The sequence below is a fragment of the Ruegeria sp. A3M17 genome (assembly GCF_003318255.1).
Taxonomy (GTDB): Bacteria; Pseudomonadota; Alphaproteobacteria; order Rhodobacterales; family Rhodobacteraceae; genus Ruegeria.
The window spans coordinates 174662-198654 of the sequence record NZ_QOCF01000004.1; the positions used below are offsets into that span (position 1 = coordinate 174662).

20 protein-coding genes are annotated in these 23993 nt (G+C 56.4%); 10 read left to right on the forward strand and 10 right to left on the reverse strand.

Annotated elements, in window-relative coordinates:
- The first annotated feature begins 85 nt into the window (after window positions 1-85).
- The 3 genes from DS906_RS02205 to DS906_RS02215 all read left to right on the forward strand — a co-directional run bounded on the left by DS906_RS02205 (window position 86) and on the right by DS906_RS02215 (window position 5132).
- Complete coding sequence (locus tag DS906_RS02205) at window positions 86-1714, forward strand: ABC transporter transmembrane domain-containing protein (protein ID WP_255415362.1); 1629 nt, start codon at window positions 86-88, stop codon at window positions 1712-1714.
- Window positions 1711-3807: an ABC transporter transmembrane domain-containing protein gene (locus DS906_RS02210; protein ID WP_113788622.1), complete on the forward strand. Its 2097-nt coding sequence runs from the start codon at window positions 1711-1713 to the stop codon at window positions 3805-3807. Before DS906_RS02205 ends, DS906_RS02210 begins: the two co-directional genes overlap by 4 nt.
- Window positions 3808-3869: 62 nt before the next feature.
- Entirely contained in the window at window positions 3870-5132 is a 1263-nt protein-coding gene (locus DS906_RS02215; protein WP_158541269.1) for an HlyD family type I secretion periplasmic adaptor subunit, read from the forward strand.
- A gap of 53 nt (window positions 5133-5185) precedes the next feature.
- Here DS906_RS02215 and DS906_RS02220 read toward each other — a convergent pair whose 3' ends face one another.
- The 7 genes from DS906_RS02220 to DS906_RS02250 all read right to left on the reverse strand — a co-directional run bounded on the left by DS906_RS02220 (window position 5186) and on the right by DS906_RS02250 (window position 11048).
- The gene (locus tag DS906_RS02220; protein ID WP_113788647.1) at window positions 5186-7042 is read right to left on the reverse strand and encodes an SLC13 family permease; all 1857 of its coding nucleotides are present in this window, start codon (window positions 7040-7042) and stop codon (window positions 5186-5188) included.
- Window positions 7043-7267: 225 nt separating this feature from the next.
- Window positions 7268-7732, reverse strand: coding sequence for a preQ(1) synthase (gene queF, locus DS906_RS02225; RefSeq protein WP_113788624.1), 465 nt, complete (start codon window positions 7730-7732; stop codon window positions 7268-7270).
- A 16-nt stretch (window positions 7733-7748) separates the two neighbouring features.
- The gene (gene queE / locus DS906_RS02230) at window positions 7749-8450 is read right to left on the reverse strand and encodes a 7-carboxy-7-deazaguanine synthase QueE (protein WP_113788625.1); all 702 of its coding nucleotides are present in this window, start codon (window positions 8448-8450) and stop codon (window positions 7749-7751) included.
- On the reverse strand, window positions 8447-8800 hold the full coding sequence (gene queD, locus DS906_RS02235) for a 6-carboxytetrahydropterin synthase QueD (protein ID WP_113788626.1): 354 nt from the start codon (window positions 8798-8800) through the stop codon (window positions 8447-8449). Before queD ends, queE begins: the two co-directional genes overlap by 4 nt.
- Window positions 8800-9498, reverse strand: coding sequence for a 7-cyano-7-deazaguanine synthase QueC (queC, locus tag DS906_RS02240; protein ID WP_113788627.1), 699 nt, complete (start codon window positions 9496-9498; stop codon window positions 8800-8802). Before queC ends, queD begins: the two co-directional genes overlap by 1 nt.
- A 129-nt stretch (window positions 9499-9627) precedes the next feature.
- Window positions 9628-10347, reverse strand: a complete 720-nt coding sequence (locus tag DS906_RS02245) for an aspartate/glutamate racemase family protein (RefSeq protein ID WP_113788628.1) — start codon at window positions 10345-10347, stop codon at window positions 9628-9630.
- Entirely contained in the window at window positions 10344-11048 is a 705-nt protein-coding gene (locus tag DS906_RS02250; RefSeq protein WP_113788629.1) for a GntR family transcriptional regulator, read from the reverse strand. Before DS906_RS02250 ends, DS906_RS02245 begins: the two co-directional genes overlap by 4 nt.
- A 109-nt stretch (window positions 11049-11157) precedes the next feature.
- Here DS906_RS02250 and DS906_RS02255 point away from each other — a divergent pair, with 109 nt between their 5' ends.
- A complete protein-coding gene (locus DS906_RS02255) occupies window positions 11158-12852 on the forward strand; it encodes a thiamine pyrophosphate-binding protein (protein ID WP_113788630.1) in 1695 nt (564 codons plus the stop codon).
- Here DS906_RS02255 and DS906_RS02260 read toward each other — a convergent pair.
- Window positions 12813-13733 carry a LysR family transcriptional regulator gene (locus DS906_RS02260; protein ID WP_113788631.1) on the reverse strand — a complete coding sequence of 307 codons (921 nt, stop codon included), beginning with the start codon at window positions 13731-13733 and terminating at the stop codon, window positions 12813-12815. The two genes, DS906_RS02255 and DS906_RS02260, sit on opposite strands and share 40 nt — an antisense overlap.
- Window positions 13734-13832: 99 nt before the next feature.
- Here DS906_RS02260 and DS906_RS02265 point away from each other — a divergent pair, with 99 nt between their 5' ends.
- The 6 genes from DS906_RS02265 (at window position 13833) to DS906_RS02290 (ending at window position 20102) form a co-directional block, all read left to right on the forward strand.
- Window positions 13833-14966 (forward strand): enolase C-terminal domain-like protein, encoded by a 1134-nt coding sequence (locus tag DS906_RS02265; RefSeq protein WP_113788632.1) that lies wholly within the window; start codon window positions 13833-13835, stop codon window positions 14964-14966.
- Entirely contained in the window at window positions 14963-16213 is a 1251-nt protein-coding gene (locus DS906_RS02270) for an FAD-binding oxidoreductase (protein WP_113788633.1), read from the forward strand. Before DS906_RS02265 ends, DS906_RS02270 begins: the two co-directional genes overlap by 4 nt.
- 52 nt (window positions 16214-16265) lie before the next feature.
- Window positions 16266-17243 (forward strand): TRAP transporter substrate-binding protein, encoded by a 978-nt coding sequence (locus tag DS906_RS02275; protein WP_113788634.1) that lies wholly within the window; start codon window positions 16266-16268, stop codon window positions 17241-17243.
- Window positions 17244-17311: 68 nt separating this feature from the next.
- Window positions 17312-17845, forward strand: a complete 534-nt coding sequence (locus DS906_RS02280) for a TRAP transporter small permease (RefSeq protein ID WP_113788635.1) — start codon at window positions 17312-17314, stop codon at window positions 17843-17845.
- Between the two features lie 4 nt (window positions 17846-17849).
- Complete coding sequence (locus tag DS906_RS02285) at window positions 17850-19163, forward strand: TRAP transporter large permease (protein ID WP_113788636.1); 1314 nt, start codon at window positions 17850-17852, stop codon at window positions 19161-19163.
- Window positions 19164-19169: 6 nt separating this feature from the next.
- Complete coding sequence (locus DS906_RS02290) at window positions 19170-20102, forward strand: hypothetical protein (RefSeq protein ID WP_113788637.1); 933 nt, start codon at window positions 19170-19172, stop codon at window positions 20100-20102.
- A 37-nt stretch (window positions 20103-20139) separates the two neighbouring features.
- Here DS906_RS02290 and DS906_RS02295 read toward each other — a convergent pair whose 3' ends face one another.
- Both DS906_RS02295 and DS906_RS02300 read right to left on the reverse strand, forming a co-directional pair.
- Window positions 20140-22932 carry a bifunctional aconitate hydratase 2/2-methylisocitrate dehydratase gene (locus DS906_RS02295; RefSeq protein WP_113788638.1) on the reverse strand — a complete coding sequence of 931 codons (2793 nt, stop codon included), beginning with the start codon at window positions 22930-22932 and terminating at the stop codon, window positions 20140-20142.
- A gap of 885 nt (window positions 22933-23817) precedes the next feature.
- A partial coding sequence (locus tag DS906_RS02300) for an integrase core domain-containing protein (protein WP_147235144.1) occupies window positions 23818-23993 on the reverse strand: 176 nt, incomplete at its 5' end.

A 23993-nucleotide genomic window follows, 5' to 3' on the forward strand; every position in this document is an offset into this window, starting at 1 on the left:
GAAAAGCATCATGGAACCGCGTGGATTTGTTGGTCGCATTTCGACACCTCACTTTGATATCCCGCTTTGGGTTGCCTCTTTGACTATGAATATTCTGTCGCTTTTGATGCCGATTTCCATCTTGCTGATATTTGATCGGGTCATCCCATTTCAGTCTACAGACACGCTGCGCGTATTGACGGTGGCACTGGTTATCGGTGCCGGTATGGAGCTGATACTGAGACAGTGCCGTGCCGTCCTTTTGACAACCACGGCTGAAGGGGCAGCGGTCTGGAATTACCGCCGCTTTATGACCAAAGTTCTGAACGCGAATTCATTGGCCTTCTCGCGTGAACCCGCCAGCAACTATGCGGAACGCTACGCAGCTATCGGCCAGTTGCGGGACTACCATTCGGGGCAGGGGCAAACACTCTCGATTGATCTGCCCTTTACGGTCTTGTTTGCGATTCTGATCGGATTGATCGGGGGGTGGCTGATTTTGGTGCCACTGGGCGCGTTTGGCGTCGTGATTGTCTTCGCGGCAGCCATGAAACGGGCGCAGTGGGCCCTGTTCAAGCGCCGCAAGTCCCTGGACACACGCCGATACGCGTTTTTGGCCGAGATTTTGTCAAATATGCCCACGGCCAAGGCAAACCGGATGGAGCCACAATTGGCCCGCCGCTTTGAATTGCTTGAAGATCAGACCGTCGATATCAGCAAAAAGCTGATCCATTTCTCGGGCTTTGCACAAAGCTTTGGAGCCATTTTCTCGCAGGTGACTGTTGCTGCGATGGGGCTGCTGGGGGCCTACCTGGTGATCATCAACCTGATCGGTATCGCCGAATTGGCTGCCTGCATGCTGTTGAATGGCCGAATTATCCAGCCTTTGACCAAACTCATGGCGATGTGGGTTCAGTCGGAAAATTCTGCCATTTCACAAGCACGATTGAACGAAATGGAACAGCTTGAAACCGGGCAAAGTGTAGGGCTTTCCTACGATCACTTGGGTCAGATCCGGGTATCCGGTTTGTCCATGCGCCGTTTGAAAGGAGAGGGAAGAGCTTTCTTGCCCCTCAACTTTCAGGTGGAGCAAGGGCAGGGCGTTTTGATTGAGCCCGAAGAAAGTTGGATGGTCGAAGTTTTGTTTGACGCAATGATGGGGCAGCGAGAACCCGATGAAGGCGGGTTGTTCATTGGCGGCTTGGGGGCATCACAACTGATCGGGTGGCGAGGGCAGGACGCGCTGGTTGCGCTCGAAGCCGAGCCAGCGATCCTGTCGGGAACACTGCTTGAAAACATCAGCGCTTTTGGTGACGCCGAGTCCGTTGATCGCGCCAAGCAAGTTGCCGTCGCACTTGGGCTAGAGAAGCGCATTCACCGTTTGCCCATGGGTAATGCAACCCAGCTTAACACCGGAACCGGGTTTGAGGCCGACCCGGTGAACCGTCATCTCATTGCATTGACACGGGCCTTGGCGCTGCGGCCGCGAGTGCTTTTGATGAATGAACCAACAGCGGTTTTAGATACAACGGAACGCCAAGCTCTGGCGGATTACCTCCAATCCGTTTCACCGCGGCCTACGATGTTTGTGGCAAGCCCGGACCCTCGGATGAGGCAGATTACGGACAGGTGCGTTCGCTTAAGTTTGTCAAACGCCCTGGATCTGGCGGCATGGGCGATGGACGCAGATCTTGAACGGACTGCCGCAGAAGCCTGGAAAAAGGGTGCCGCATGACCGCAATGAACACTCAGATTGTAAGCGGGTTGCTGTTTAGATTGCTATTGGCGGGTGGCTGGCGCAATAATGAAGACCGGCTGCTTGAGGCGTTTCCGCACGTGCTGGATCGGCTCCGCCCGGACGACATTTTCGAGACGTTGGAAAACCTCGATATCCCATACACGCAGATCAGATGTCGTGAACGCGAGATCACGGATCACGAATGCCCGGCATTGATCATACCGGACAATGGTGCCTGCTTCCTGGCGTTGGCTCGGATAGGTGGCACGCTGCAAATCAGCGACGATCTGAACCCAGATCTGAACCACCTCAAGCCCGGTCGCCAATGGTGCACCGTCATCCGGATAGACCGCTTCACACATCAACAAGCAGACAGGCGGTTCACATCTGTCCGCTCGGCATTCGCAGAATTTGGCCCGATGCTGCCTTGGCTGCTGACCGCCTCGCTACTGTCTAACATTCTGGGACTCATGGCACCCTTGTTGATCATGGGCATCTACGAACGTGTCATCCCGTCGGGTTCTGTCAGTTTGCTGGTTTCGCTGATGATCGGTGTGGTGATTGTTGGGGCGTCTGACCTGTGCTTCCGCCAAGCGCGCACGCGGGCGCTGGCATATGTTGGCTGGCGTGGAGAGCGTCAGTTGATGATTGCGCTGTTTCGCAAACTGATGTCACTGCCGCTGAGCCAGCTCGGAAAAACGGATGTAAACCAACAGCTATCTCGTTTTCGCCAATTCGAATCCTTGCGCGATGCATTTACCGGGCAGGTCATGACGACCCTTTTGGATCTGCCATTCGTGGTGATTTTCTTTGCGGTCCTTGCATGTCTCGCACCGCAGGTCGGGCTGCTGACGCTCGGCTTGGCGGTCTTTCTTGTCTTGCTCGGCGCAATAATCATCCCACACCAAAAAAGGTTGGATCAAAAAACGGCAGAGGCCGCAGCCGCCAGCCAGTCGGCCGTTCAGGACGCTATTCTTAACCAGCGGACCATTGCAAATCTGGGGATGCAAAACCAATGGTTGGATCGCTGTATGCCTCTTGCACAGCGCGCAGAAGCGGCCGCGCGCCGCAGCCGTCAGTTTCAGGCGCTTGCGCAATCATTGGCTCAATCCGTTACGGCACTTGCGACGATGGGGGCCATCATCTTGTGCGCGCATGGTGCGTTGCGCGGTGATATCAGTTTTGGTGCGTTGATCGCCTCGATTGCGTTGGTGTCCAAAATTCTGGCGCCGATTCAGTCTCTGTATTCCAGCTTCCCCCAGATCCTTTCCTTCCGAAGCAGTCGAAATCAGGCGGATCGCGTCCTTGATCTTGGCGAGGAGATCGAGGTGGGCCTGGAACAAACGCACCAAAAGACTTTGAGCGGCGCGATTTCGTTTTGCTCTGCCACGTACCGGCCGGACCCTTTGAACGCGCCTGTCCTTTCGCAAGCCAGTTTCAACTGTGATCCGGGCGAAGTGGTACTGGTCATGGGCAGCGATGCGGCCGGTCGCACAGCGGTGCTGGATCTGATCGATGGCCTTTACGCGCCTCTGGCAGGTACGATTGAACATGACGGCATCGACATTCGTCAGATTGCCAGGGACGAATTGCGTAAATCCATAACCTACGCCACTTACGACATGTCGATGTTCTACGGCACTGTTGCCCAGAACTTTCGATTGGCCTCGCCGTCTCTCACTGACGACAACATTATGGCTGCTTTGACCGATATGGATTTGCTGGATGACCAAGGCCTTCTGCCAAAGGGCATCGATACTCGTTTGACCTACGGTGACCTGGCGCAGATGCCATCGGCAACCTTAAAGTCGCTGGTCCTTGCACGCAGCATGGCGCGCCCTTCTTCAGTCTATCTGTTTTCCGATCCAACCAACGGCCTTTCCGACCATCGACGGGCGTGTTTCAGAAACTGGAGCCGCGCGCAGCAAGGGCGCAGGACTGTGGTCATAGCAACGGCGGATCGCTCATTCATGCAGATCGCCGACCGCTTCATCTTTCTGAATGGCGACAAGGTTGTCGTGAACAGCACAGGTGATGCGGGGCGCAAGAAACTTCAGGCCGTGTTGAAAACGCTTGGGAGGGCACAGTGAAATCAGGTTCAAAGAAAAGTGACACGTCCAGTCCAATGGAACGCGCCAATTGGAGGCGTCGAATGCGGCGGCCACGATTTGCGGCTTTCCTGTCGCTTGCGGTTTCGGCCATGGTTGGTTGCCTGGTGGTTCTGGCAGGGCAAACTGCTGTTCCCCAGGTCACCCGCGCCCCTGGAACCATCCTGCCAGTTGGCGCGTATCCACAAATCGAAACGATGCTCGGCGGCATTGTTCGGGCTGTTCACGTTCGCGACGGCCAGTTGGTTGAGGCGGGGGATTTGCTGGTTGAACTGCATCACCCGGATCTGACGCGGGAAAGAGATGTCACGTCGGGCCAGCATGCTGCGGTTCAGCGAGACTTGGCCACAGCGTCCGCTGTACTGGCGGTATTGGATCGCGAAGCGGTGCCTGACAAGGCGGAAATTGATGCGCTCAAAGGCAAGGGCCTGATTTCTGCAGCCGCAAGGTTGGACCTTTATGCTGAAAGCCAACGCATTCAGCTGGCCACAATCAAACAGCACGAGGGGACATTGGATATCCTGACACGGGCCACGCAGTTCGCACAGGACCGCGTTCGAAAGAAAGAGGAGATTCTGGAGAGATACGCGCAGCTGCGGACGCAGGGTCTAAAATCCCTGAGCGATTTCCTTGAGGAAGAGGATGAAGTGGACTCAGTACGGGCGGCTGCTTCAGACGCCCGGGTGCGCCTTGCCGAAGCCCAGAGCGCATTGATGCTGGCCCGCGCAGCCAAAGTTGAAGAAACCTTGGCGCTGCGAGATGAGGTGCTGACCCGATGGGCCGAACTTGAGCAAAGGCGCTTGGAGTTGGAGATATCGCTGGACATCGTAAATTCCAAATTGGCGGCACTGCGTATTTCTGCCCCAGCACGTGGAATTATTCAGGCGGTAACATATCCTAACCCAGGGGAAGTCATCGCGCCGGGCGAAGTGATTTTTGAGATTTTGCCAACCCGTCGCGCCTTGGTCGTAGAAGCACGTATCGCAAATTCCGAGGTCGGCCATGTTGAGGTGGATCAGCCGGTTTCAGTAAGCGTAGACACGTTTGATGCCCGGCGTTTCGGTAAGGTCGAAGGACGCCTGCAATCCATCTATCCTGTGCCTCTGACGGATGAACAAACCGGTGAAACCTATTTCAGGGCCTCGTTTAAACTGGCCGAAGCCAAGGTCGGCACGGGCCCGTGGGAGCGTCCGCTTCAGGCTGGGATGACTGTTGTTGCGGAAATGACGACGGGTGAACAGACGCTGCTTTCCTACCTGTTGAAGCCGGTGCAGATGACAATGGAACGCGCATTCAGCGAGCGTTAGTTTACAGCTGTAAGGCCTTGCAATCATGGACCCATTCCTGCTTGCCGAAACGGTCAGTACAGCAGATTGAGCATAAGGAGTGAAACAACAAGAAACAGGATGGTCATAACCCCCCCTGAGCGTACAAAGTCCATGACTTTATACCCTGCAGGACCCATAATCAGGGCGTTTACCTGATGGGTCGGGATTATGAAGCTGTTCGATGTTGATATGGCAACTGTCAGGGCAAAAACAGCCGGATTTCCTCCAGCCGCCACGGCAATGGAAACGGCCAATGGCACCAGCAGGACGGTGGCCCCGACATTGGACATCACCAGGGAAAACGCCGTGGCCAAAATCGCAACGCCGGCCTGAAGTGACCAGATCGGCCAGCCGTCCAGAATGACCATGATCTGTTGTGCAATCCATGCAGCCGTGCCGGTATTCTGTACCGCCTGACCCAATGGAATAAGGCATGCGAGCAGAAAGACTGTGTTCCATCCAACCGCACGGTAGGCTTCATCGACACTCAATACACGTGTCAACATCATTCCCGCGGCTCCGGTCAACAAACAGAGTGAGAGCCGAATGTCGGTGAACAGGATCATCGACAAGGAAACGGCGAAAAACGCCAGCGCCCAACCTACCTTTTGCGGGCGCAGTTCGTCTTGGGGGAAGTCGGTGGTGACGACCACAAAATCGGGATCGCGCTTGATCCGCATCAGGTTGTCCCAGCGTGTATGGGCCACAAGCATGTCGCCTGCGTGAAACTCCTCAAGCCCGATTTGAGTGGACTCGTGCGTTTCGGATTCAACATGGCTGAGCGTTTCCTCGCCGCGATGGATGGCAAGCAACGACATGCCGTATGTCTTGCGGAACAATAGCTCACGTGGGCATTTCCCGATCAGTTTGCTGTCGGGTGTTATGACAACTTCAGCGATCCCTGCATTGGTTGGCGCAAATTCTTCGACAAAGATGTCCAACGCCGGCAGCACGGTCAGCCCGTATTTCTGAGCAAACTCCTCCACGACCCAGCGCCGACCTATGATCGCCAATCGGCAAGGCGCGGCAATTTCGGCCGTCAGGACCTGAACCATCGAGGTTTTGCCGCGATAGAATGTCGAAATGATGTACAGGTGGTTTTCGTGGTTTATGTCGGCCAAAATCTGCCCGACCAAAGGGCTTTCGGCTGGAACGATTACTTCGAAAACATCGGCTTTCAAGCCGTAAACACGTTGCAGATACTCCTGCGTTCCCTGCCCGGTCCCGGTGTTTTCCGATCCCTCATCACCGGGTAAAACCCACCGACCCAGCAGCAGAAAGTAGGCGATGCCGGTCAGGATCAGAACAATCCCGATCGGCGTCACAGAAAACAGGCCGAACTGCTCCATTTTCTGACCTTCGGGCAGGCCATTGTTGGCCGACTGGATCAGATCGTTCAGCAGGATAAGAGGCGAAGATCCGACCATCGTCATTGTGCCGCCAAGGATGGCGCAGAACCCCATCGGCATCAGCAAACGCGACAACGGGATGCCTGATCGGGAAGATATTCGGCTGACGACCGGAAGGAATAGCGCGGCGGCCCCAACGTTTTGCATGAACGAGGAAATGACCCCCACGGTACCCGAAATAATCGGCAGCACGCGTTTCTCGGACGTACCGCCATATTTCAGAATAACGGCGGCGACTTTGTTCATTATGCCAGTCTTGTCGAGGCCCGCGCCAACGATCATGACAGCGATAATGGAAATCACCGCATTGGATGCAAATCCATCAAACAGGTGCGGCACGTCCGCGAGTTTCTCGAGCCCGGGCGCGTAACTGAGAAGGCCGATTAGGACCAGAACAAGTATGGCAGAAAGGTCAATTCTGACGATTTCGGATACAAAGAGAAATACGGTGAAGGCAAGAAGAGCGCAAACGACACCCATCTCAAAATTAAAGGCCACCTGTTCCACAATCGTCACCAGGAATTTGTTCTTACATTAAAAAAACATCTAACCCATCAGTGTTGGATTGTCATGATGTTTCAAAACCGCAAGCTTGGGCGAAACAAAATTACCACCACTGCCAAAACGTCACGTTTCGAACCGGTGCGTGGGGCCCCTTTGATTGCTTGTCAGGCTGGGGCCTTCACGCCTCTCAAATCATCGGGGTCAACCACGCCCACGGTAAGGCGGCACACCCTGATCCGGGATCCAGACGCCTTCAGGCGTTGGGCCAGTTTGCCAGAACACGTCGATCGGAATGCCCCCGCGCGGATACCAATAGCCTCCGATACGCAGCCACCTTGGCTCCAGAAACTCCTGCAGTCGGCGGGCAATCGAGATGGTGCAATCTTCGTGAAAGGCGCCATGATTGCGGAACGAGCCCAGAAACAACTTGAGCGCCTTGCTTTCCACCAACCACTGATCGGGCACGTAATCTATCACCAGATGGGCAAAATCCGGTTGGCCGGTCATTGGGCAAAGCGAAGTGAACTCGGGCGCAGTAAAGCGCACGTTGTAATCCACATCAGCCTGCGGGTTCTGCACGCGTTCCAGAACCGCCTCTTCCGGGCTGGCTGGCATTCTGGTGTCTCCGCCCAACTGGGTGAGGTTACTGTAGATACTATCGGTCATGTTATCTCTCCTGCAGTCAGACGCCGTGTTTGTTGCCCCAGATCAGCACGTGGAGCTGGGGCAGAATGCGAGGCGCGAACCAACCGGCATTCAAAGTTTTGTCGATCAGCCAGTCCATACGGCTGGTGGCATTGGTCAGATCAACCGGGCTGGCCGGATCGGTTTCCGGGTTACCGGGTTGAACGTACAGCGGAAGGTCCGGATGCCGGTCGGCTACGCTGCGTGCCCAGTTAAAATCCGTGTCGTCAAAGATCACAATCTTGAGGACAGTTTGCGCGGGGCGCACGTTGAGGCAGGCGTCAAACGCCGTCCAATCCATATCCTCGCCACTGCTGGGCGGTTTCGGGCTGAGAACAAGCATAGCAAGGTCGGCAAACCACGGCTTTGCAATTGACCCTTGGGTTTCGCATGCAAAGGCATAGCCTTCCGCTTTACCTTGCTGAATCAAAGGGCCAAAATCCTGAATGGCGGGATTGCCGCCAGACAGGGAAACAGTCAGAGGCCGCCCGCCTGACAAACGCTGGACCTCGGACCAGACGGCCTGCGTTTCCATTGCTGCCCAATCGTGGCGATAGGCGCTGTCGACAGCATGGAGGCTGTCGCACCAGCTGCACCGGAAATCGCATCCGCCCGAGCGTACAAATACCGTCGGCTGACCGATCAGCGCGCCTTCGCCCTGTACCGTGGGGCCGAAAATTTCGGATATTTTAAGGGTCATGGGCGAAACTCGGCCCATGTCTTGGGCGTTTCGGACACTTTCACCGCAGCGGTTTCGGGCCAGCGGGCCGCGCACCAGTCAAAGAAGTGCCGCGCAAGGTTTTCGGCGGTCGACACGACATTCAGCACATTGTTCAAGTGCCGGTGGTCAAATTCATCGTCGATATAGGTCTTGAGCGGTTTCAGCTCGTGGTAATCCCGCACGAACCCATCCGCGTTTAACTCGCGCCGGGCCAATTCGACCACAACGACATAGTTGTGTCCATGCATCCGGGCACACTGATGATCTTCGGGCAGGTGGGTCAGCTGGTGCGAGGCGGAAAAGTGGAACTCTTTGGTGATCCGGTACATCAGACCTGTGCCCCCGCGATGGCCGATTTCCAGAATTCGGCGTCTTCGTATTGCGTTGGGTCCGGCACTCCGGCCAGATCAAACGCCTCGCGCCGTTCAACGCATGTTCCGCAACGGCCACAATGCAAATCGCAGCCTTTGTAGCAGGACCACGTCTGATCGAACGGGGTGTCCACGCGCGCGCCTTCGCGGACAATATCGGCTTTGCTGCGGTGCACGAATGGCACATGCAGCGCCACATCCGCGTAGCCGCCCAACGCTGCGCGCTGCATGGTGTCAAACGCATCGGTGAATGCCGGGCGGCAATCGGGATAGATGAAATGGTCGCCGCCATGAACAGCAGCAGCCACCGCATCATCCCCCTGCGCTGCTGCCACACCATAAGCGATGGTCAGCATGATCGCATTGCGGTTGGGGACAACCGTGACCTTCATCGTTTCTTCCGCGTAATGCCCGTCGGGCACGTCCACGTCGTCGGTTAAGGCCGAGCCTGTCAGCGACGCTCCGACAGAACGCAGGTCGATCAGGTGATGAGGCACGCTTAGCCGCATTGCACAAAGGGCCGCGAAGGTCAGCTCCTTGGTGTGGCGCTGGCCATAGTCGAAAGACACAAGCCGTGAAAGGTTTCCTTCCGCGGCCAGCACATGCGCAAGCGACACGGAATCCAGTCCGCCGGAGCAGACCAAAGTAGTTTTCATGTTTTCAGTCCTTGTTTTGATAACCGGGTAGGCTGCGACCGGCGGGCGGGACGCTTACGGTCTTTTTCCGGTAAGCGCAACGCACGAATTGGTGGGCAAAAGAGACTTTAGGCCTGACCGTCGCGCCCTTTAGGGATTGGGAAAGCGCGGCGGCGCAAGCCCGGCTTGAAACCAACTGACCAATGTCACAATGGAAAAGACGGGCAAACCGGTGGCGCGCTGAATATCTGCCGCGTATGGGCACATATTCGTGCATTCCAGCACGATCGCGCCAAGGTTCGGATTCTCAGACTGCAACGCAAGCGCGGCATCAACGTTATCGGCACGGGCCTTATCAACATCCAGGACGAGTTCGTTCCCTAGTATTGCGCGTGTGAATTCGAGCCCGCCTTCGGTGGAACCGATGGGTGTATCGTCCGGAACCTCAGCACAGCGCAGATGTTCACGGGTCAAAGTGGAAGCAGAAATGGTCAGAACCCCCGCGCGTTTTCCGGCCGGAAGGATACCGTTCACCATCTGCACCTGCATCAAAGATGAGGTCACAACCGGAACCGGCACAGCCTCGGACAGCTCTTTCTGAAACAGGGACAGAAACCCGCAATTGGTGGTAATGCCGTCCGCGCCATCCTTGACCAGTTCACGCGCGGCATCAATGAATGCGTCCAACATGCCCTCGGCCCGGTGCCGAACGACTAGTTCCGGCGAAGCATCCCGAACAATGCGATAGAGCACCGGAAAAGGCCATGTCAGCGCATTTCCCATATCACCGGGGATGCGTGGGAATTGGGCGTCCAGCATCAGAATGCCCACCGACGCTCCGTAAATGGATTTACCACCTTGGGCGATCATCCTTGCGCCTCCTCGATAATGCGGGCCGAGATGTCTTCGGACCCTTCCATGTAGATGCTGGATATCCCGTGGCGCACGGCGTCCTGCACCTGATCCATTCGCTTGGAGATATGCGCGCCCAGTACGCGCGCGGCCTCATCCGCGTCGCGATCCATCAAAGCCTGCATGACCCGTTTATGTTCGTCTTTCGAGCGTTGAACCCGATCCAAGCTCATGGAAACCCAGCGGATGTATCGGATGCGTTCGTTGATCCGGGTCAGGGTCTGAACCAGTTCCTCATTGCCCGATAGCCTGGCAATGCCCAGATGAAAATCCTCGTCCCTGCTGACGGCTTCTTCGACGGTCAGGCCGGCGATGTCGATGCCGGTTGTGTAAAGCTCATCCCGAAGTGTTTGTAGGTCCTTGTCAGACGCTTTTGTGCAAGCAATGCGCGCGGCGGCGGATTCGATGATCTGGCGCAGCTCGAATAAATCAAACACGCTCTGCGGGTCCAGCGGGCGGCAGAAAAACCCCAGACCGGGGCGAAAGTCGAACAGGTGTTCGGCCACCAACCGGTTCAGGGCCTCGCGCAGAGGCGTGCGGCTGACGCCCAATTCTTTCGACAAAGCCACTTCATTCAACCGATCACCGGGTCGCAGATGAAACGAGACGGCCATCGCCTTTACCTGATCATAGATGTCGTCAACGCGTGGACCTGCCATAAGTGCCGCCTTTTTCCGTTTGCCAAGGCGTGCCACAGGCTGCACTTGAAATCAATATACAAAACTGTATACAGTTCTGTGTGCAGAACGAAACCAAAGGAAACCAGCGATGACCGGGACGAACTATCTGACAGGTGCTGAGGCAATGGTGCGCATGCTGGAAGCACACGGCGTGAAACACATGTTCGGCCTGTGCGGTGATACAACGCTGCCATTCTATGACGCGTTGGCGCGGATGGATCATGGCATTCAGCACATTCTGACCCGGGATGAACGTCACGCGGCCTATATGGCGGATGGATACGCACGCGTCACTGGCAAGCCGGGCGTCTGCGAAGGCCCGTCCGGAGGCGGGGCGACCTACATATTGCCGGGGGTGATCGAGGCCAGCGAAAGCTCGGTTCCCATTCTGGCGATCACCTCTGACGTGGCAACCACAAGCCGCGGGAAGTATCCGTTGACCGAATTGGATCAGGCTGCGCTGTTCAAGCCTTTGGCAAAGTGGAATGCGTCACTGGACGACGCCTCGCGTTTGCCTGCGATGGTGCGGGCTGCGTTTCGTGCAATGACGACCGGAACACCGGGCGCAACACATCTGGCGCTGCCCTTTGACACGCAAAAAGGGCCGGTGGACGAAGCCGAGATATGGGCCGACACACGCCACCGCAGCTATCCCGCAGAACGGGCAGGACCGGATCTGGATGCGATTGAAGCGGCCGCGGATATCCTGGCCAAAACTAAGTCAGCAGTCATCGTTTGTGGCGGCGGGCCGGTTCTTTCCGGGGCCGAGGAGGCGTTGCGCCAAGTTGCAACCCTGCTGGATATCCCAGTCGCCACAACAGTTTCCGGTCAGGGTTCCATTGCCGAAACGGATCCGCTGGCCTTGGGCGTCGTCGGATCGAACGGTGGTGTTACGGCCACGCGCGCCGTTGTGGATCAGGCAGATGTGGTCATGTTTGTCGGTTGCCGCGCTGGGTCGGTCACGACCGAACGCTGGCGCAGCCCCGGACGGGATGCCATCATCATCCATATAGACAGCGATCCGATGGTGATCGGCGCAAACTATCAGACAGAGGTGGCCATCTGCGCCGACGCCCGGCTAGCGTTAGAGGCCTTGGCGCAGTCACTGAAAACACGACACGATCTGCCAGACTTTGGTGGAGCGGCCCTAGCCCGTGCCGCTTGGGAGGCCAAGTTGCAAGCGTTCGCTCCGCTTGCGGCAAGTCGCGAAACTCCGATCCGGCCCGAAGCCGTAATGGCGGCTCTTGCAGACATCCTGGATGATGATGCGATTGTCGTCGCTGATCCGGGCACCCCGTGCCCTTACTTCAGCGCTCATTACCGCTGGCGCAAACCGGGGCGGCATTTTATCACCAATCGGGCGCATGGCGCGTTGGGTTATTCGCTGGGTGCCGCTATGGGCGCCCATGTAGGTCGGCCATCGGTCAAGACATTGTCCGTTATGGGGGATGGGTCGTTTGGCTTCACTTGCGGTGAGTTTGAAACGATGGTGCGGCACAAGATGCCGATTACCTCGATCGTATTCTCGAACTCGGTCTTTGGTTGGATCAAAGCGGGTCAGGATGCAGGCTTTGGGCAGCGTTACTACAACGTCGATTTCAATCGGACCGATCACGCTGCCGTTGCGTCGGCGTTTGGGGTCAAATCCTGGACGGTGAAGGATCCTGACGATCTGCGAAAAGTGTTGAAGCAGGCTGTTGAGCATGATGGCCCGACGCTGGTCGACATCCACTCACAACAGCTTCACGAAGCGGCGGCACCGGTGTCGGAATGGGTGGCGTAGGACGCGATTGACGGGGTCAGCTGGGTCAGAAACTCTTGCGCAATCATCGATAAAGGGCGTCCTTTTGCGGTGATTATCGCAAGATCCAGCGTGACTGTTGGTGTGAAAGGGCGGGTTTGATACCCGCCCTCTTCGTCGAAAGTAACGGTGAACGGGTCGATCATCGCCACGCCCATGCCCTGTTTGACAAAGCTCAGCAGGTTTTCCGACAAGTGTGTGTGTATTCGCGTCTGCCAGGTACGCTCTGCAGTCTGAAAAATGTCACGGGTTCTGCGATGTGTTTGGTGCTCGGGGCCCATGACAATGAACGGCTCATTCTCAAGCAGCTCAGGGGTCAACTCGTCATAGGCCGCCAATTGGCTACCTTCGGGGAACGTGGCCATCGTTTCAAAATGGAAGACCTGATAGTTCAGCGTGTCGTGGAGTATTGGCATCTCGACGATGCCAATTTCGAACAAGCCAGAGGTCACCCACTCTTGTATTTTCGAAGAATACTGAGACTGAAAGCTGACGGACAGATTGGGGCGAGATTTGGCAAAACGGGCAATCTCTCGCGGCATGAAACCGAACGACAATAGATGGGGCGCAGCAACCTGCAATTGCCCGGGGTGCTTGTTCTGCAGGTCCGATACGGCCTGCGCGACGTGATCCAGCCCGCGGACCACGGTATCGACCTCACGATACAAAAGCTCCGCCTCTGGCGTCGGCAAAAGACGCCCTTTGTTGCGTTCGAACAGGGGCAGCCGGGCCTCGCGTTCCAGCTGAGCCAACAGATTGCTGATGCCCGGTTGCGAGATTCCCAAGACTGACGCGGCCCCGGTTACGGTGCCCGTTTCCATGATGGCGTGGAACGCCTGCAACTGACGAAAGCGCAGAGACACAGCTTACCCTATCATTTCTTATGATGGACTTACGAAAACATAGTATTTGAAATGATATGCAGGTCAAGGCAGGCTTCCACCTATCGCTGGGGAGGACGAATGGGCGATCTGTCACAACAAATCATCGGCTACGACCTGTGGCATCTTGAACTGCCTGTCACATCTCGCCGGGACCACGGTATTGGATCTGTCGAAGGCGTGTGCGAGGTCGTTGTCCTGCGCCTGACGTCCGAGGATGGTAGCCAAGGATTTGGCGAAGCCTCACCCTGGTCCGTATTCACCGGAACGCCCGAGGCGACTTACGCCGCATTGAATAGGTATCTGCGTCCGTTGGTGATGGGGGCGAGGGTTGCTGACAGAGCCGCTATCATGGCGCGGGCTGCATATGCGGTGGCGCATTGCACCGAGGCCAAGGCGGCGTTGGAAGCAGCATTGCTTGACTTGACGGGCCGGATCAGCGCCGTTCCGGTCTGGGCCTTGTTGGGAGGGAAATGCCGCGACGCGATCCCGCTAAGCTGCTCCATCGCTAACCCCGATTTTGCGCAGGATATAGATCTGCTGGCCCGTTTGCAGGACGACGGCGTGAGAATCGTCAAGTTGAAGACGGGGTTCAAGGATCATGCTTTCGATATCATGCGGCTTGAGCATTTGGCGAAGCATTACCCACAGTTCTCGGTGCGCGTTGATTACAATCAAGGCCTGTCAATCGAGGACGCACTGGCGCAGGTACGGGACGTGGCATCGTTCAATCCTGATTTCATCGAACAGCCGGTGCGCGCGCATCACTACGGCATGATGGCAAAGCTGCGGCAAATGACGGATGTGCCGCTACTGGCCGATGAAAGCGTCTTTGGCCCCGAGGATATGGAGCGGGCTGCAAGCGAAGGGATCTGCGACGGTGTCTCGGTCAAAATCATGAAATCCGGAGGATTGACGCGCGGGCAAACAGTTGCCCGCATGGCCGCAGCACACGGTCTGAGTGCTTATGGCGGAGATATGTTTGAGGCAGGTCTGGCACATCTGGCAGGCACTCACATGATCGCCGCCACACCGGAAATTACGCTGGGCTGCGAGTTTTATCAGGCCTCTTACTTCTTGGCAGAAGACATTCTTGAGAAGCCTTTCGAGGTGAAAAGGGGCCAGGTCATAGTCCCCGACACACCGGGTCTTGGAGGGAAGCCGGACGAGGCAAAGCTGAATCACTATGCGGTTTCCAAAGCGGTGGCGGCATGAGCGAGAAAAAGACAATTGCCATTATCGGTGCCGGTATCGTTGGTGTCTCAACCGCCGTCTGGCTGCAACGTGACGGACATGATGTCATCCTGATCGACAAGGCCGGCCCCGGAGAGGGCACCTCGCATGGCAATGGCGGTGTGCTGGCCTCTTGCTCGATCATTCCGGTCACGGTGCCGGGGCTTTTGAAAAAAGCGCCCAGGATGCTGTTTGACCCGTCGCAACCTTTGTTCATGAAATGGGGCTATGTACCCAAGCTCTTGCCGTGGTTGACGCGCTATCTGAAACACGCAAACGCAAGCGACGTCGAACGTATAGCGGCCGCGCTAACCCCCATTGTCGGAGACAGCCTAAACGATCATCAGGCTCTGGCTCAGGGTACGACGGCCGAGAAATGGATTGTGCCATCCGACTACCTGTTCCTCTACGAAAACCGCCAGCATTTCGAAGGCGATGCCTTTGGTTGGCGTGTTCGGCGCAAGCATGGGTTCAAGTGGGAAGAACTAGAGGGTGCCGCGTTCCACGCCTACGACCCGATCTACAGCAAAGATATCGGATTTGCTGCCAAACTTTCCGATCACGGACACATCACCGATCCCGGGCGGTACGTGAAAGACCTAGCCGCACATGTCGAGGCCAACGGCGGCAGGGTCATCCGTGCTGCTGTTGAGGACGTCGTACACGAGAACGGTAAAGTCTCAGGCGTTCGGGTGGCTGGTGAGACCATCCCGTGTGACACTGCAATTGTCACTGCGGGCGTCTGGTCGGGACCTTTGGCCAGCAAATTGGGCGTTTCTGTTCCACTGGAGACAGAACGTGGTTATCATCTTGAATTGGTGGAACCTTCCGCGATGCCGAAAAGTCCGGTTATGGTTGCTTCGGGCAAGTTCGTTGCCACGCCGATGGACGGCCGCATCCGGCTGGCTGGGATTGTCGAATTCGGCGGGCTGGACGCGCCGCCTTCGAGGGCACCGTTCGAACTGATGCGCAAGAATGCCCGGGCGGCCTTTCCGGGCGTAACATGGAAGGACGAAGTAGAATGGATGGGGCACAGGCCCGCACCGGCAGACTCGATCCCGATCATCGGCGAGGTGCCGGGAATTGACGGAGCGTTTATGGGGTTTGGCCACCATCATATCGGCCTCACGGGCGGGCCGAAAACAGGACGTCTGCTGGCGCAGATGATCGCGGGCAGGACCCCAAACGCAGACATGAGCGTCTATGCGCCGTCTCGCTACGCGACTTGAGAAATGTCCGGTAACACAAGCCGGCAACACAAAATCAAACAGGGAGAAAAAGATGAAGAAATTGACAAGCCTTCTGGCGGCAACCGCTTTGACAGCCGCAGCAACTGCACCGGCGATGGCCGAGAAATGGGATATGCCTATGGCATATTCGGCATCGAACTTCCACTCGGCCACGGGTGCGGAATTTGCCAAATGCGTGACCACAGGCACCGGTGGTGAGGTTGAAATCGTCACGCATCCGTCCGGGTCGTTGTTCAAAGGCGCCGACATCAAGCGTGCCATTCAAACCGGGCAAGCCCCAATTGGTGAGCGTCTGCTGTCCGGCCACCAGAACGAAAACGCGCTGTTTGGGTTCGACTCGATCCCATTCCTGGCAACGTCGTTCGATGACAGCGCCAAGCTTTGGGATGCCGCAAGACCCTCGATCGAAAATCTGTTGGCCGAACAGAACCTGACGTTGCTTTATGCCGTGCCGTGGCCGCCGCAAGGGCTGTACTTCAAAGACGAGGTGAACTCGGTCGCCGACATGGAGGGCATCAAGTTCCGGTCTTACAATAATGCTACGTCGCGTTTGGCGGAACTGACCGGCATGTTGCCCGTGACAATCGAAGCTGCAGAAATCAGCCAGGCTTTTGCCACTGGTGTCGCGGACTCGATGGTGTCGTCGGGATCGACCGGGTATGACCGCAAAGTATGGGAAAGCCTGAATTATTTCTACGAGGTGGACGCGTGGCTGCCGCGCAACTACGTCATGGTCAACTCAGATATCTGGGCTGGCGTTTCTGATGCCAACAAGAACGTCATCAAGGCCTGCGCTGAGCTTGCCGAATATGCCGGCAACTGGCGCGCCAAGGAATACACCGGCTTTACCCTGCAAGGTCTGCGTGATGGCGGCATGACAGTTGGTCCGGCTTCCGAGCAGATGACCAACGAGTTGAAAGACATCGGTGTGACAATGACCAATGAGTGGCTTGAGGCCGCAGGTGACGAGGGCAAGGCCATCGTCGATGCGTTCAATTCGTCTCAGTAATTGGCCAAAGATGGGCGGCGGATCAACCTGCCGCCCGTTTCCATAGAATAAATAATAGTGGGGACAGCATGGCGGCACTACGAGGGCTCAGGTCCGTATTGGATTTCATCTATCAGGCAGCAGGGGTTCTGGCAGCGCTTAGCCTGATCGCCATTTTGCTGCTGATCGTTGTGCAAATGCTGGCCCGCTGGACCGGTGAGGTTTTTCCCGGCGCCCCCGATTACGCAGGCTATGCCATGGCCGCCGCGTCCTTTCTGGCCTTTGCCAATGCGCTGAACCGAGGCAGCCACATTCGTGTGTCGATCCTGCTCAATGCGGTTCCCGATCGGGTTCGCCGCTTCCTTGAAATATGGTGTTTTTCGGTGGGTACGGCGGTCATGTGGTACTTTTGCTGGTATGCCTATCGCTTTGTCTATTGGAGCTGGAAGTTCAACGACATCAGTCAGGGTCAGGACAAAACCGCGCTGTGGATTCCGCAGTCTGCGATGCTGATCGGCGGGGTCATTCTTGCAATCGCCCTGACCGATCATCTGGTCCACGTCCTCTTCCGAGGCAATCACCGTATCGTCCGCGATCTGGCCGATCAGAGCCACGGGGAATAAGCGTATGGAAAACCTGTCTGTCATCATCCTCTTCCTCTTTGTTCTTTTCACCTTGTTGGGCACCGGCGTCTGGGTCGGTCTGGCGCTTATGGGCGTTGCCTGGGTCGGGATGGAGCTGTTCACTACAAGGCCCGTCGGCGACGTGATGATCACCACCATCTGGTCGGCGTCTTCGTCCTGGACCCTGACTGCATTGCCGATGTTCATCTGGATGGGCGAAATCCTGTATCGAACGAGATTATCCGAGGACATGTTCAAAGGTCTGTCGCCGTGGATGGCACCTTTGCCCGGTGGATTGGTGCACACCAATATAGTGGGCTGCACAGTCTTTGCCGCCGTATCCGGATCGTCGGCGGCGACACTGACGACCGTGGGCAAGATGTCGATCCCTGAACTGCGCAAGCGCAATTACCCCGAGCGAATGATCATCGGAACATTGACTGGCGCGGCAACACTGGGTCTGATGATCCCACCTTCATTGACGCTGATTGTATATGGCGTGACCATCAATGAATCGATCACCAAGCTGTTCTTTGCGGGCATCCTGCCCGGATTGGTGCTGGCGACGATGTTCATGGGATACGTCGCAATTTATTCGAAATTCGGGAAAGACTGGAACCCAAACAGTGAGAGCAAACTGAGCTTTTCTGAGAAGATCAAGAACTCACGCTTCTTGTTGCCCGTAATCCTGCTGATCATGGTGGTGATCGGGTCGATGTATTTGGGCTATGCCACCGCGACCGAAGCCGCTGCCTTTGGCGTAATCGGTGGTCTGTTGCTGGCGGCAGGGCAGGGGTCCCTGACCTGGAAGACGTTTACCGAAAGCCTGATGGGAGCTACCCGGACCAGCGCGATGATCGCTTTGATCCTGGCGGGGGCCGCGTTCCTGTCTTTGTCCATGGGATTTACGGGTCTGCCGCGCGGTCTGGCTGATCTGATCGCCGGGTGGGAGCTGACGCGGTTTGAGTTGTTGATGGTTCTGCTGGTCTTCTACATCATTCTGGGCTGTTTCCTTGACGGCATCTCTTCGGTCGTGTTGACCATGGCCGTGGTGGAACCGATGATCCGGGACGCGGGTATCGACCTCATCTGGTTCGGCATTTTCATCGTCGTTGTCGTTGAAATGGCGCAGATCACGCCGCCGATCGGCTTCAATCTGTTTGTGATGCAAGGCATGACGAACCATGAGATGAGCTATATCGCCCGCGCGGCAATTCCGATGTTTCTGATCATGGTGGTGATGGTCTTCGTCCTGATTTGGTTCCCGGAACTGGCCACATGGCTGCCAGAAAACCTTAGGCAAAGCCCGGGCGGGTAGGGGGCATTGAACCCACTTCATCTGGCGGCGCGCAACGGTCCTTATGTTCTGGTTGCAGGACTGGCTGCTGGATTGTTGTTGCCTGCGCTGGCCGAGCCGATGCGCGCAGCTTTGCCGCCGCTTGTCGCACTGCTGCTGTTTCTGACTGTCCTTAGAATTGAGCCTTCTTTGCTGTTGGGGTCATTGGTCGATTTACGCCAGGTGGCAAATACAGTGATCGCGTTTCAGTTGGTTTTGCCGCTAATAGTTGTGACTATTGGCATGATCGGTGGATGGACCGGCACGCCGGTCTTTTTGTCTCTGCTGATCATGGCCGCGACTCCGTCCATCTCGGGCAGTGCCAATATGTGCCTGATGATGGGACACCCGGCAGAACACGCCATGCGCCTGATGGTGATCGGGACCGCCGTATTGCCGTTAACCGTGTTTCCCATATTCGTGCTGATGCCCGAGCTGGGCGACTTTCAATCCGTTCTGATCGCCGTCTTGCGTCTGTTTTTGACAATTGCGGGGGCGACTGTAGCAGCCGTGTTGTTTCGCCTAGCATTTCTGAGAAACCCATCCCAAACCTCGCTAAAAAATTTGGAAGGGTTGGCAACAATCACACTCGCAGTCTTTGTGATCGGCTTGATGCCGTCCGTGACCGCGACAGCGCTTGTTGATCCCGGGCTTGCGGCCTTTTGGGTGGGGTTCGCATGCCTAGCCAATTTCGGCGCGCAACTGGTGATGTTTTTTCTGACACGCAACCGAGCGGCTGCCGAAAAAGCCACCGCATTGTCCATTGTCGCCGGAAACCGGAATGTCGCGATTTTCCTGATTGCGTTGCCACCCGAGGTAACGGCGCCACTTTTGGTGTTCATCGGGGCCTATCAGATCCCGATGTACCTGACCCCCATTGTAATGCGCCGTTTTTACCAAGCGTCGGGCAGGTTGGGGTAAAGCGGGCGCGGCACCATTCGCCGCGCCCGCTATTGTACTAGAAATGCACCGAGCGGGCAGTACCGGGAACGTCCATCGGCGGTGCAAATTTGGTCAGGTCGATGCCTTCGACCGCGACCTTATATTCCTCCAGCGTCGGCGTACGACCCAGAATGGCTGACAGAACAACAACCGGGGTCGAACCCAGAAGGGATTCACCCTTCTTTGTCTCACTGTCCGCTACAACACGACCTTGGAACAGACGGGTGGACGTGGCCAGAACGGTGTCGCCTTTAGCAGCTTTTTCCTGGTTGCCCATGCAAAGGTTACAGCCCGGGCGTTCAAGATAGAGGATATTCTCGTACTCGGTCCGTGCGGTTTGCTTGGGGAACAGGTCATCGAACTCAAAGCCCGAATACTTCTGCAGAATTGCCCAATCACCTTCTTCTTTCAGCTCATCAACGATGTTGTACGTCGGCGCGGCAACAACAAGCGGGGCCTTGAACTCGACCTTGCCATACTCGTCTTCGAGATTGCGCAACATCTGGGCCACGATCTTAATGTCGCCCTTATGCACCATGCAGGAGCCCACAAAGCCCAGATCAACCTTCTTTTCAGCCGCATAGTACGAGATCGGGCGGATCGTGTCGTGGGTATAACGCTTGGACACATCGGCATTGTTCACATCCGGATCGGCGATCATCGGTTCGACGATCTGATCCAGATCCACGACGACTTCGGCAAAGTATTTGGCGTTGTCATCTGGACGCAGAGCCGGTTTTTCGCCCGAGCGAATTTCGGCGATACGTTTGTCCGCGATGTCGATCAGGCCCTGCAACATCTCAACATCGTTATCCATGCCTTTCTCGATCATGATCTTGATCCGCGACTTGGCGATTTCCAGCGATTCAATCAGCGTATCGTCGTTCGAGATACAGATCGACGCCTTGGCCTTCATTTCGGCCGTCCAGTCGGTGAAGGTAAAGGCCTGGTCCGCCAGCAGCGTACCGATATGAACCTCGATGATCCGGCCCTGGAAAACGTTGTCGCCGTGCTGCGCCAGCATCTGGGCTTGCGTCGCGTGCACCACGTCACGGAAGTCCATGTGCGGGGCCATTTCGCCCTTGAAGGTCACCTTGACGGATTCCGGGATCGGCATTGTTGCCTCACCCGTGGCCAGCGCCAGCGCAACCGTGCCCGAGTCCGCACCAAAGGCCACGCCTTTGGACATCCGTGTATGGCTGTCGCCGCCGATGATGATGGCCCAGTCATCCACGGTGATGTCGTTGAGCACCTTGTGAATGACGTCTGTCATCGCGTGGTACACGTCCTTGGGATCACGCGCAGTAATCAGGCCGAATTTGTGCATGAACGCCATCAGGCGCGGGGTGTTGGCCTGCGCCTTGAGGTCCCAGACCGAAGCCGTGTGACAGCCGGACTGATAGGCGCCATCGACGCTGGGCGACAGGACGGTGGCAGCCATGGCCTCAAGCTCCTGACTGGTCATCAGACCGGTGGTATCCTGAGAGCCCACGATATTGACTTTGGCGCGCACGTCAGAGCCGGCATGTAACACTTTGCCCGGGGTCGCCCCGCGCGCATTGGCATTAAAGATCTTTTCGACGGCCGTCAGGCCCTGACCTCCATAGCTGACTTCCTTCGCAGGGGCGAAGGCCGATTTCAGCTCGATGCCCAGCGTCTCACACGCAAATGTCTGCAGTTTCTTGCCAAAGACGATGGCATAAGAGCCGCCGGCTTTCATGAACTCCATCTTTTGCGGCGTGAATGAGCCGGCCATGTCGACCAGTTCTTCACTGCCATCCGCGCTATAGAGCTTTTTCTCTTTCGTGTTGATGGTCAACACGGTGCCGGTCTCAACCGAATAGCGCTGTTCCAAGATCGGGTTGCCATCGTTGTTGAGGATCGCCTTACCATCCTCGTCCACTTTCTTGACCCAGTTCTTCAGGTCGACACCGATACCGCCGGTCACGCCCACGGTTGTCAGAAAGATGGGCGAAATGCCGTTTGTGCCGGCCACGACCGGCGCGAAATTGACGAAAGGCACGTAAGGGCTGGCTTGCTTGCCGGTCCAAAGCGCCACGTTGTTGACACCCGACATCCGCGACGAACCAACACCCATAGTGCCTTTTTCCGCAACCAGCATCACGCGCTTGTCGGGGTGCTGCAACTTCAGCGCTTCAATCTCTTTTTGTGCGGCCTCGGAAATCAGGCATTTGCCATGCAGCTCGCGGTCGGAACGCGAGTGCGCCTGATTCCCCGGCGACAGAAGGTCGGTGGAAATGTCACCCTCGGCTGCAATATATGTGACAACTTGGATTTCTTCGTCCACATCAGGCAGCTTGGTAAAAAATTCGGCCTTGGAGTAGCTCTCAAGGAGATCCGCAGCAATCTTGTTGCCCGCCTCATAGGCAGCTTTCAGACGGTCCGTGTCAGCCTCGTACAAGAATATCTGAGTTTTCAGAACCTCGCCCGCCTGAACCGCTATGTCTTGCTTGTCGCCCAGTGCAACATCCAGAAGCACGTCAACCGACGGTCCGCCCTTCATGTGGGACAACAGTTCGAACGCGAATTCGGGCGAGATTTCTTCGACTGCAACCTCGCCGACGATGATGGACTTCAGGAACGTTGCCTTCGCACCCGCAGCACTGGTTGTGCCGGGCAACGTGTTGTAAATCAGGTGGTGCAGCGAATCTGCGCGATGTGGATGACCGGTATCCTTGATTTGTTCGATGATTTCCTCGACCAGCGCACCATCGTCGATGGGTTTTGGGCTAAGCCCTTGTTCTTTGCGCGTTTCAATTTCATCCAAGTAATCTGAATACTGGCTCATGGCTGTTTCCGCTTTGTCTGAATCTGCTGCTGTTGAGAGGTGTTGGGCAACCCGCTCGATCGCATTTGTATGCACCGGTATACATTTGCCGCCAAGGTTTCAAGATACCGCTTGGGAAATTTACCGGTTTTTGTTTGATAACAGTACACAGTTCAAATCCAGAACGCCGGACCAAACCTTCTTCAAGACGATTGAGGTCCAGCTTTGGTGCAACGATCCTCGCAGCTGCGCTATAAAACCTAGATCGCCATAGCTGCATACATCAGCGGATTTTGTGATCCGCGACGGCGACACTCAGCTCTGGGACAGGACAGCCCCCGCCAGGCCTTCAAACAAAAGGCCACCAAAATGAGCACCAGGGCCGGTCTCGAGAATGGGTTCGTTTGACAAATGTTGGGACTGGTGACTGTCGAAAATGTTCGGGCGATCAACTCTTCTGCGGTCGAATATCCTGAAATTTTTGGCGTTTGCCTCTTCGGGAAATATCCCGATGGCGCAGAGGCCGACTACGAAGTTGGCAACCTGTCGGCATCGGGATGAGTGACGGCCCAACAACCGGTTCCCTGAATGCGACAGACGCGAACACATAGGTAAACCTGTCTGACGTCAGCGCTTACCGGTCCAACAAGCAATATTTGATATGAGGGTGTTTCTGGCTCATCGTAACCATTGAGGAGTGGGACATGAGAAAGCCAACGAAGAACTCTGGCGAGAAGATCGTCAAAGACACCTTTGGCGCCTTGTTTTATTGGTCGGAGTGAGAGGATTCGAACCTCCGACCCCTGCCTCCCGAAGACAGTGCTACTCCAATTGTCCGTCGGCAGAGTTTTTGGGTCCAAAGGTCGCCTGAACTAAGAGAGTGTCTGGCTCATCTGGTTGGGTTGATTATGCGGCGCGTTGGCTGTGATGCAAGCGGCGCGCTTCGAGCGTCTTTCGTTTGATCTTTTCTCGTTGTTGTAGAATGGCTTTGTCCCGTCCGAAGTAGACGTCGGCAGGTGTGACGTTGTTCAGGCTCTCGTGGTAGCGCTGGTGGTTGTAGTGGTCGACGAAGGCTTCGATCT

Excerpts from the sequence above, each read along its gene's own strand:
- DS906_RS02205 (WP_255415362.1), top strand. The coding sequence starts at position 86 with ATGAATATTCTGTCGCTTTTGATGCCGATTTCCATCTTGCTGATATTT.
- DS906_RS02210 (WP_113788622.1), top strand. The coding sequence starts at position 1,711 with ATGACCGCAATGAACACTCAGATTGTAAGCGGGTTGCTGTTTAGATTG.
- DS906_RS02215 (WP_158541269.1), top strand. The coding sequence starts at position 3,870 with ATGCGGCGGCCACGATTTGCGGCTTTCCTGTCGCTTGCGGTTTCGGCC.
- DS906_RS02220 (WP_113788647.1), bottom strand. The coding sequence starts at position 7,042 with ATGGGTGTCGTTTGCGCTCTTCTTGCCTTCACCGTATTTCTCTTTGTA.
- queF (WP_113788624.1), bottom strand. The coding sequence starts at position 7,732 with ATGACCGATAGTATCTACAGTAACCTCACCCAGTTGGGCGGAGACACC.
- queE (WP_113788625.1), bottom strand. The coding sequence starts at position 8,450 with ATGACCCTTAAAATATCCGAAATTTTCGGCCCCACGGTACAGGGCGAA.
- queD (WP_113788626.1), bottom strand. The coding sequence starts at position 8,800 with ATGTACCGGATCACCAAAGAGTTCCACTTTTCCGCCTCGCACCAGCTG.
- queC (WP_113788627.1), bottom strand. The coding sequence starts at position 9,498 with ATGAAAACTACTTTGGTCTGCTCCGGCGGACTGGATTCCGTGTCGCTT.
- DS906_RS02245 (WP_113788628.1), bottom strand. The coding sequence starts at position 10,347 with ATGATCGCCCAAGGTGGTAAATCCATTTACGGAGCGTCGGTGGGCATT.
- DS906_RS02250 (WP_113788629.1), bottom strand. The coding sequence starts at position 11,048 with ATGGCAGGTCCACGCGTTGACGACATCTATGATCAGGTAAAGGCGATG.
- DS906_RS02255 (WP_113788630.1), top strand. The coding sequence starts at position 11,158 with ATGACCGGGACGAACTATCTGACAGGTGCTGAGGCAATGGTGCGCATG.
- DS906_RS02265 (WP_113788632.1), top strand. The coding sequence starts at position 13,833 with ATGGGCGATCTGTCACAACAAATCATCGGCTACGACCTGTGGCATCTT.
- DS906_RS02270 (WP_113788633.1), top strand. The coding sequence starts at position 14,963 with ATGAGCGAGAAAAAGACAATTGCCATTATCGGTGCCGGTATCGTTGGT.
- DS906_RS02275 (WP_113788634.1), top strand. The coding sequence starts at position 16,266 with ATGAAGAAATTGACAAGCCTTCTGGCGGCAACCGCTTTGACAGCCGCA.
- DS906_RS02280 (WP_113788635.1), top strand. The coding sequence starts at position 17,312 with ATGGCGGCACTACGAGGGCTCAGGTCCGTATTGGATTTCATCTATCAG.
- DS906_RS02285 (WP_113788636.1), top strand. The coding sequence starts at position 17,850 with ATGGAAAACCTGTCTGTCATCATCCTCTTCCTCTTTGTTCTTTTCACC.
- DS906_RS02295 (WP_113788638.1), bottom strand. The coding sequence starts at position 22,932 with ATGAGCCAGTATTCAGATTACTTGGATGAAATTGAAACGCGCAAAGAA.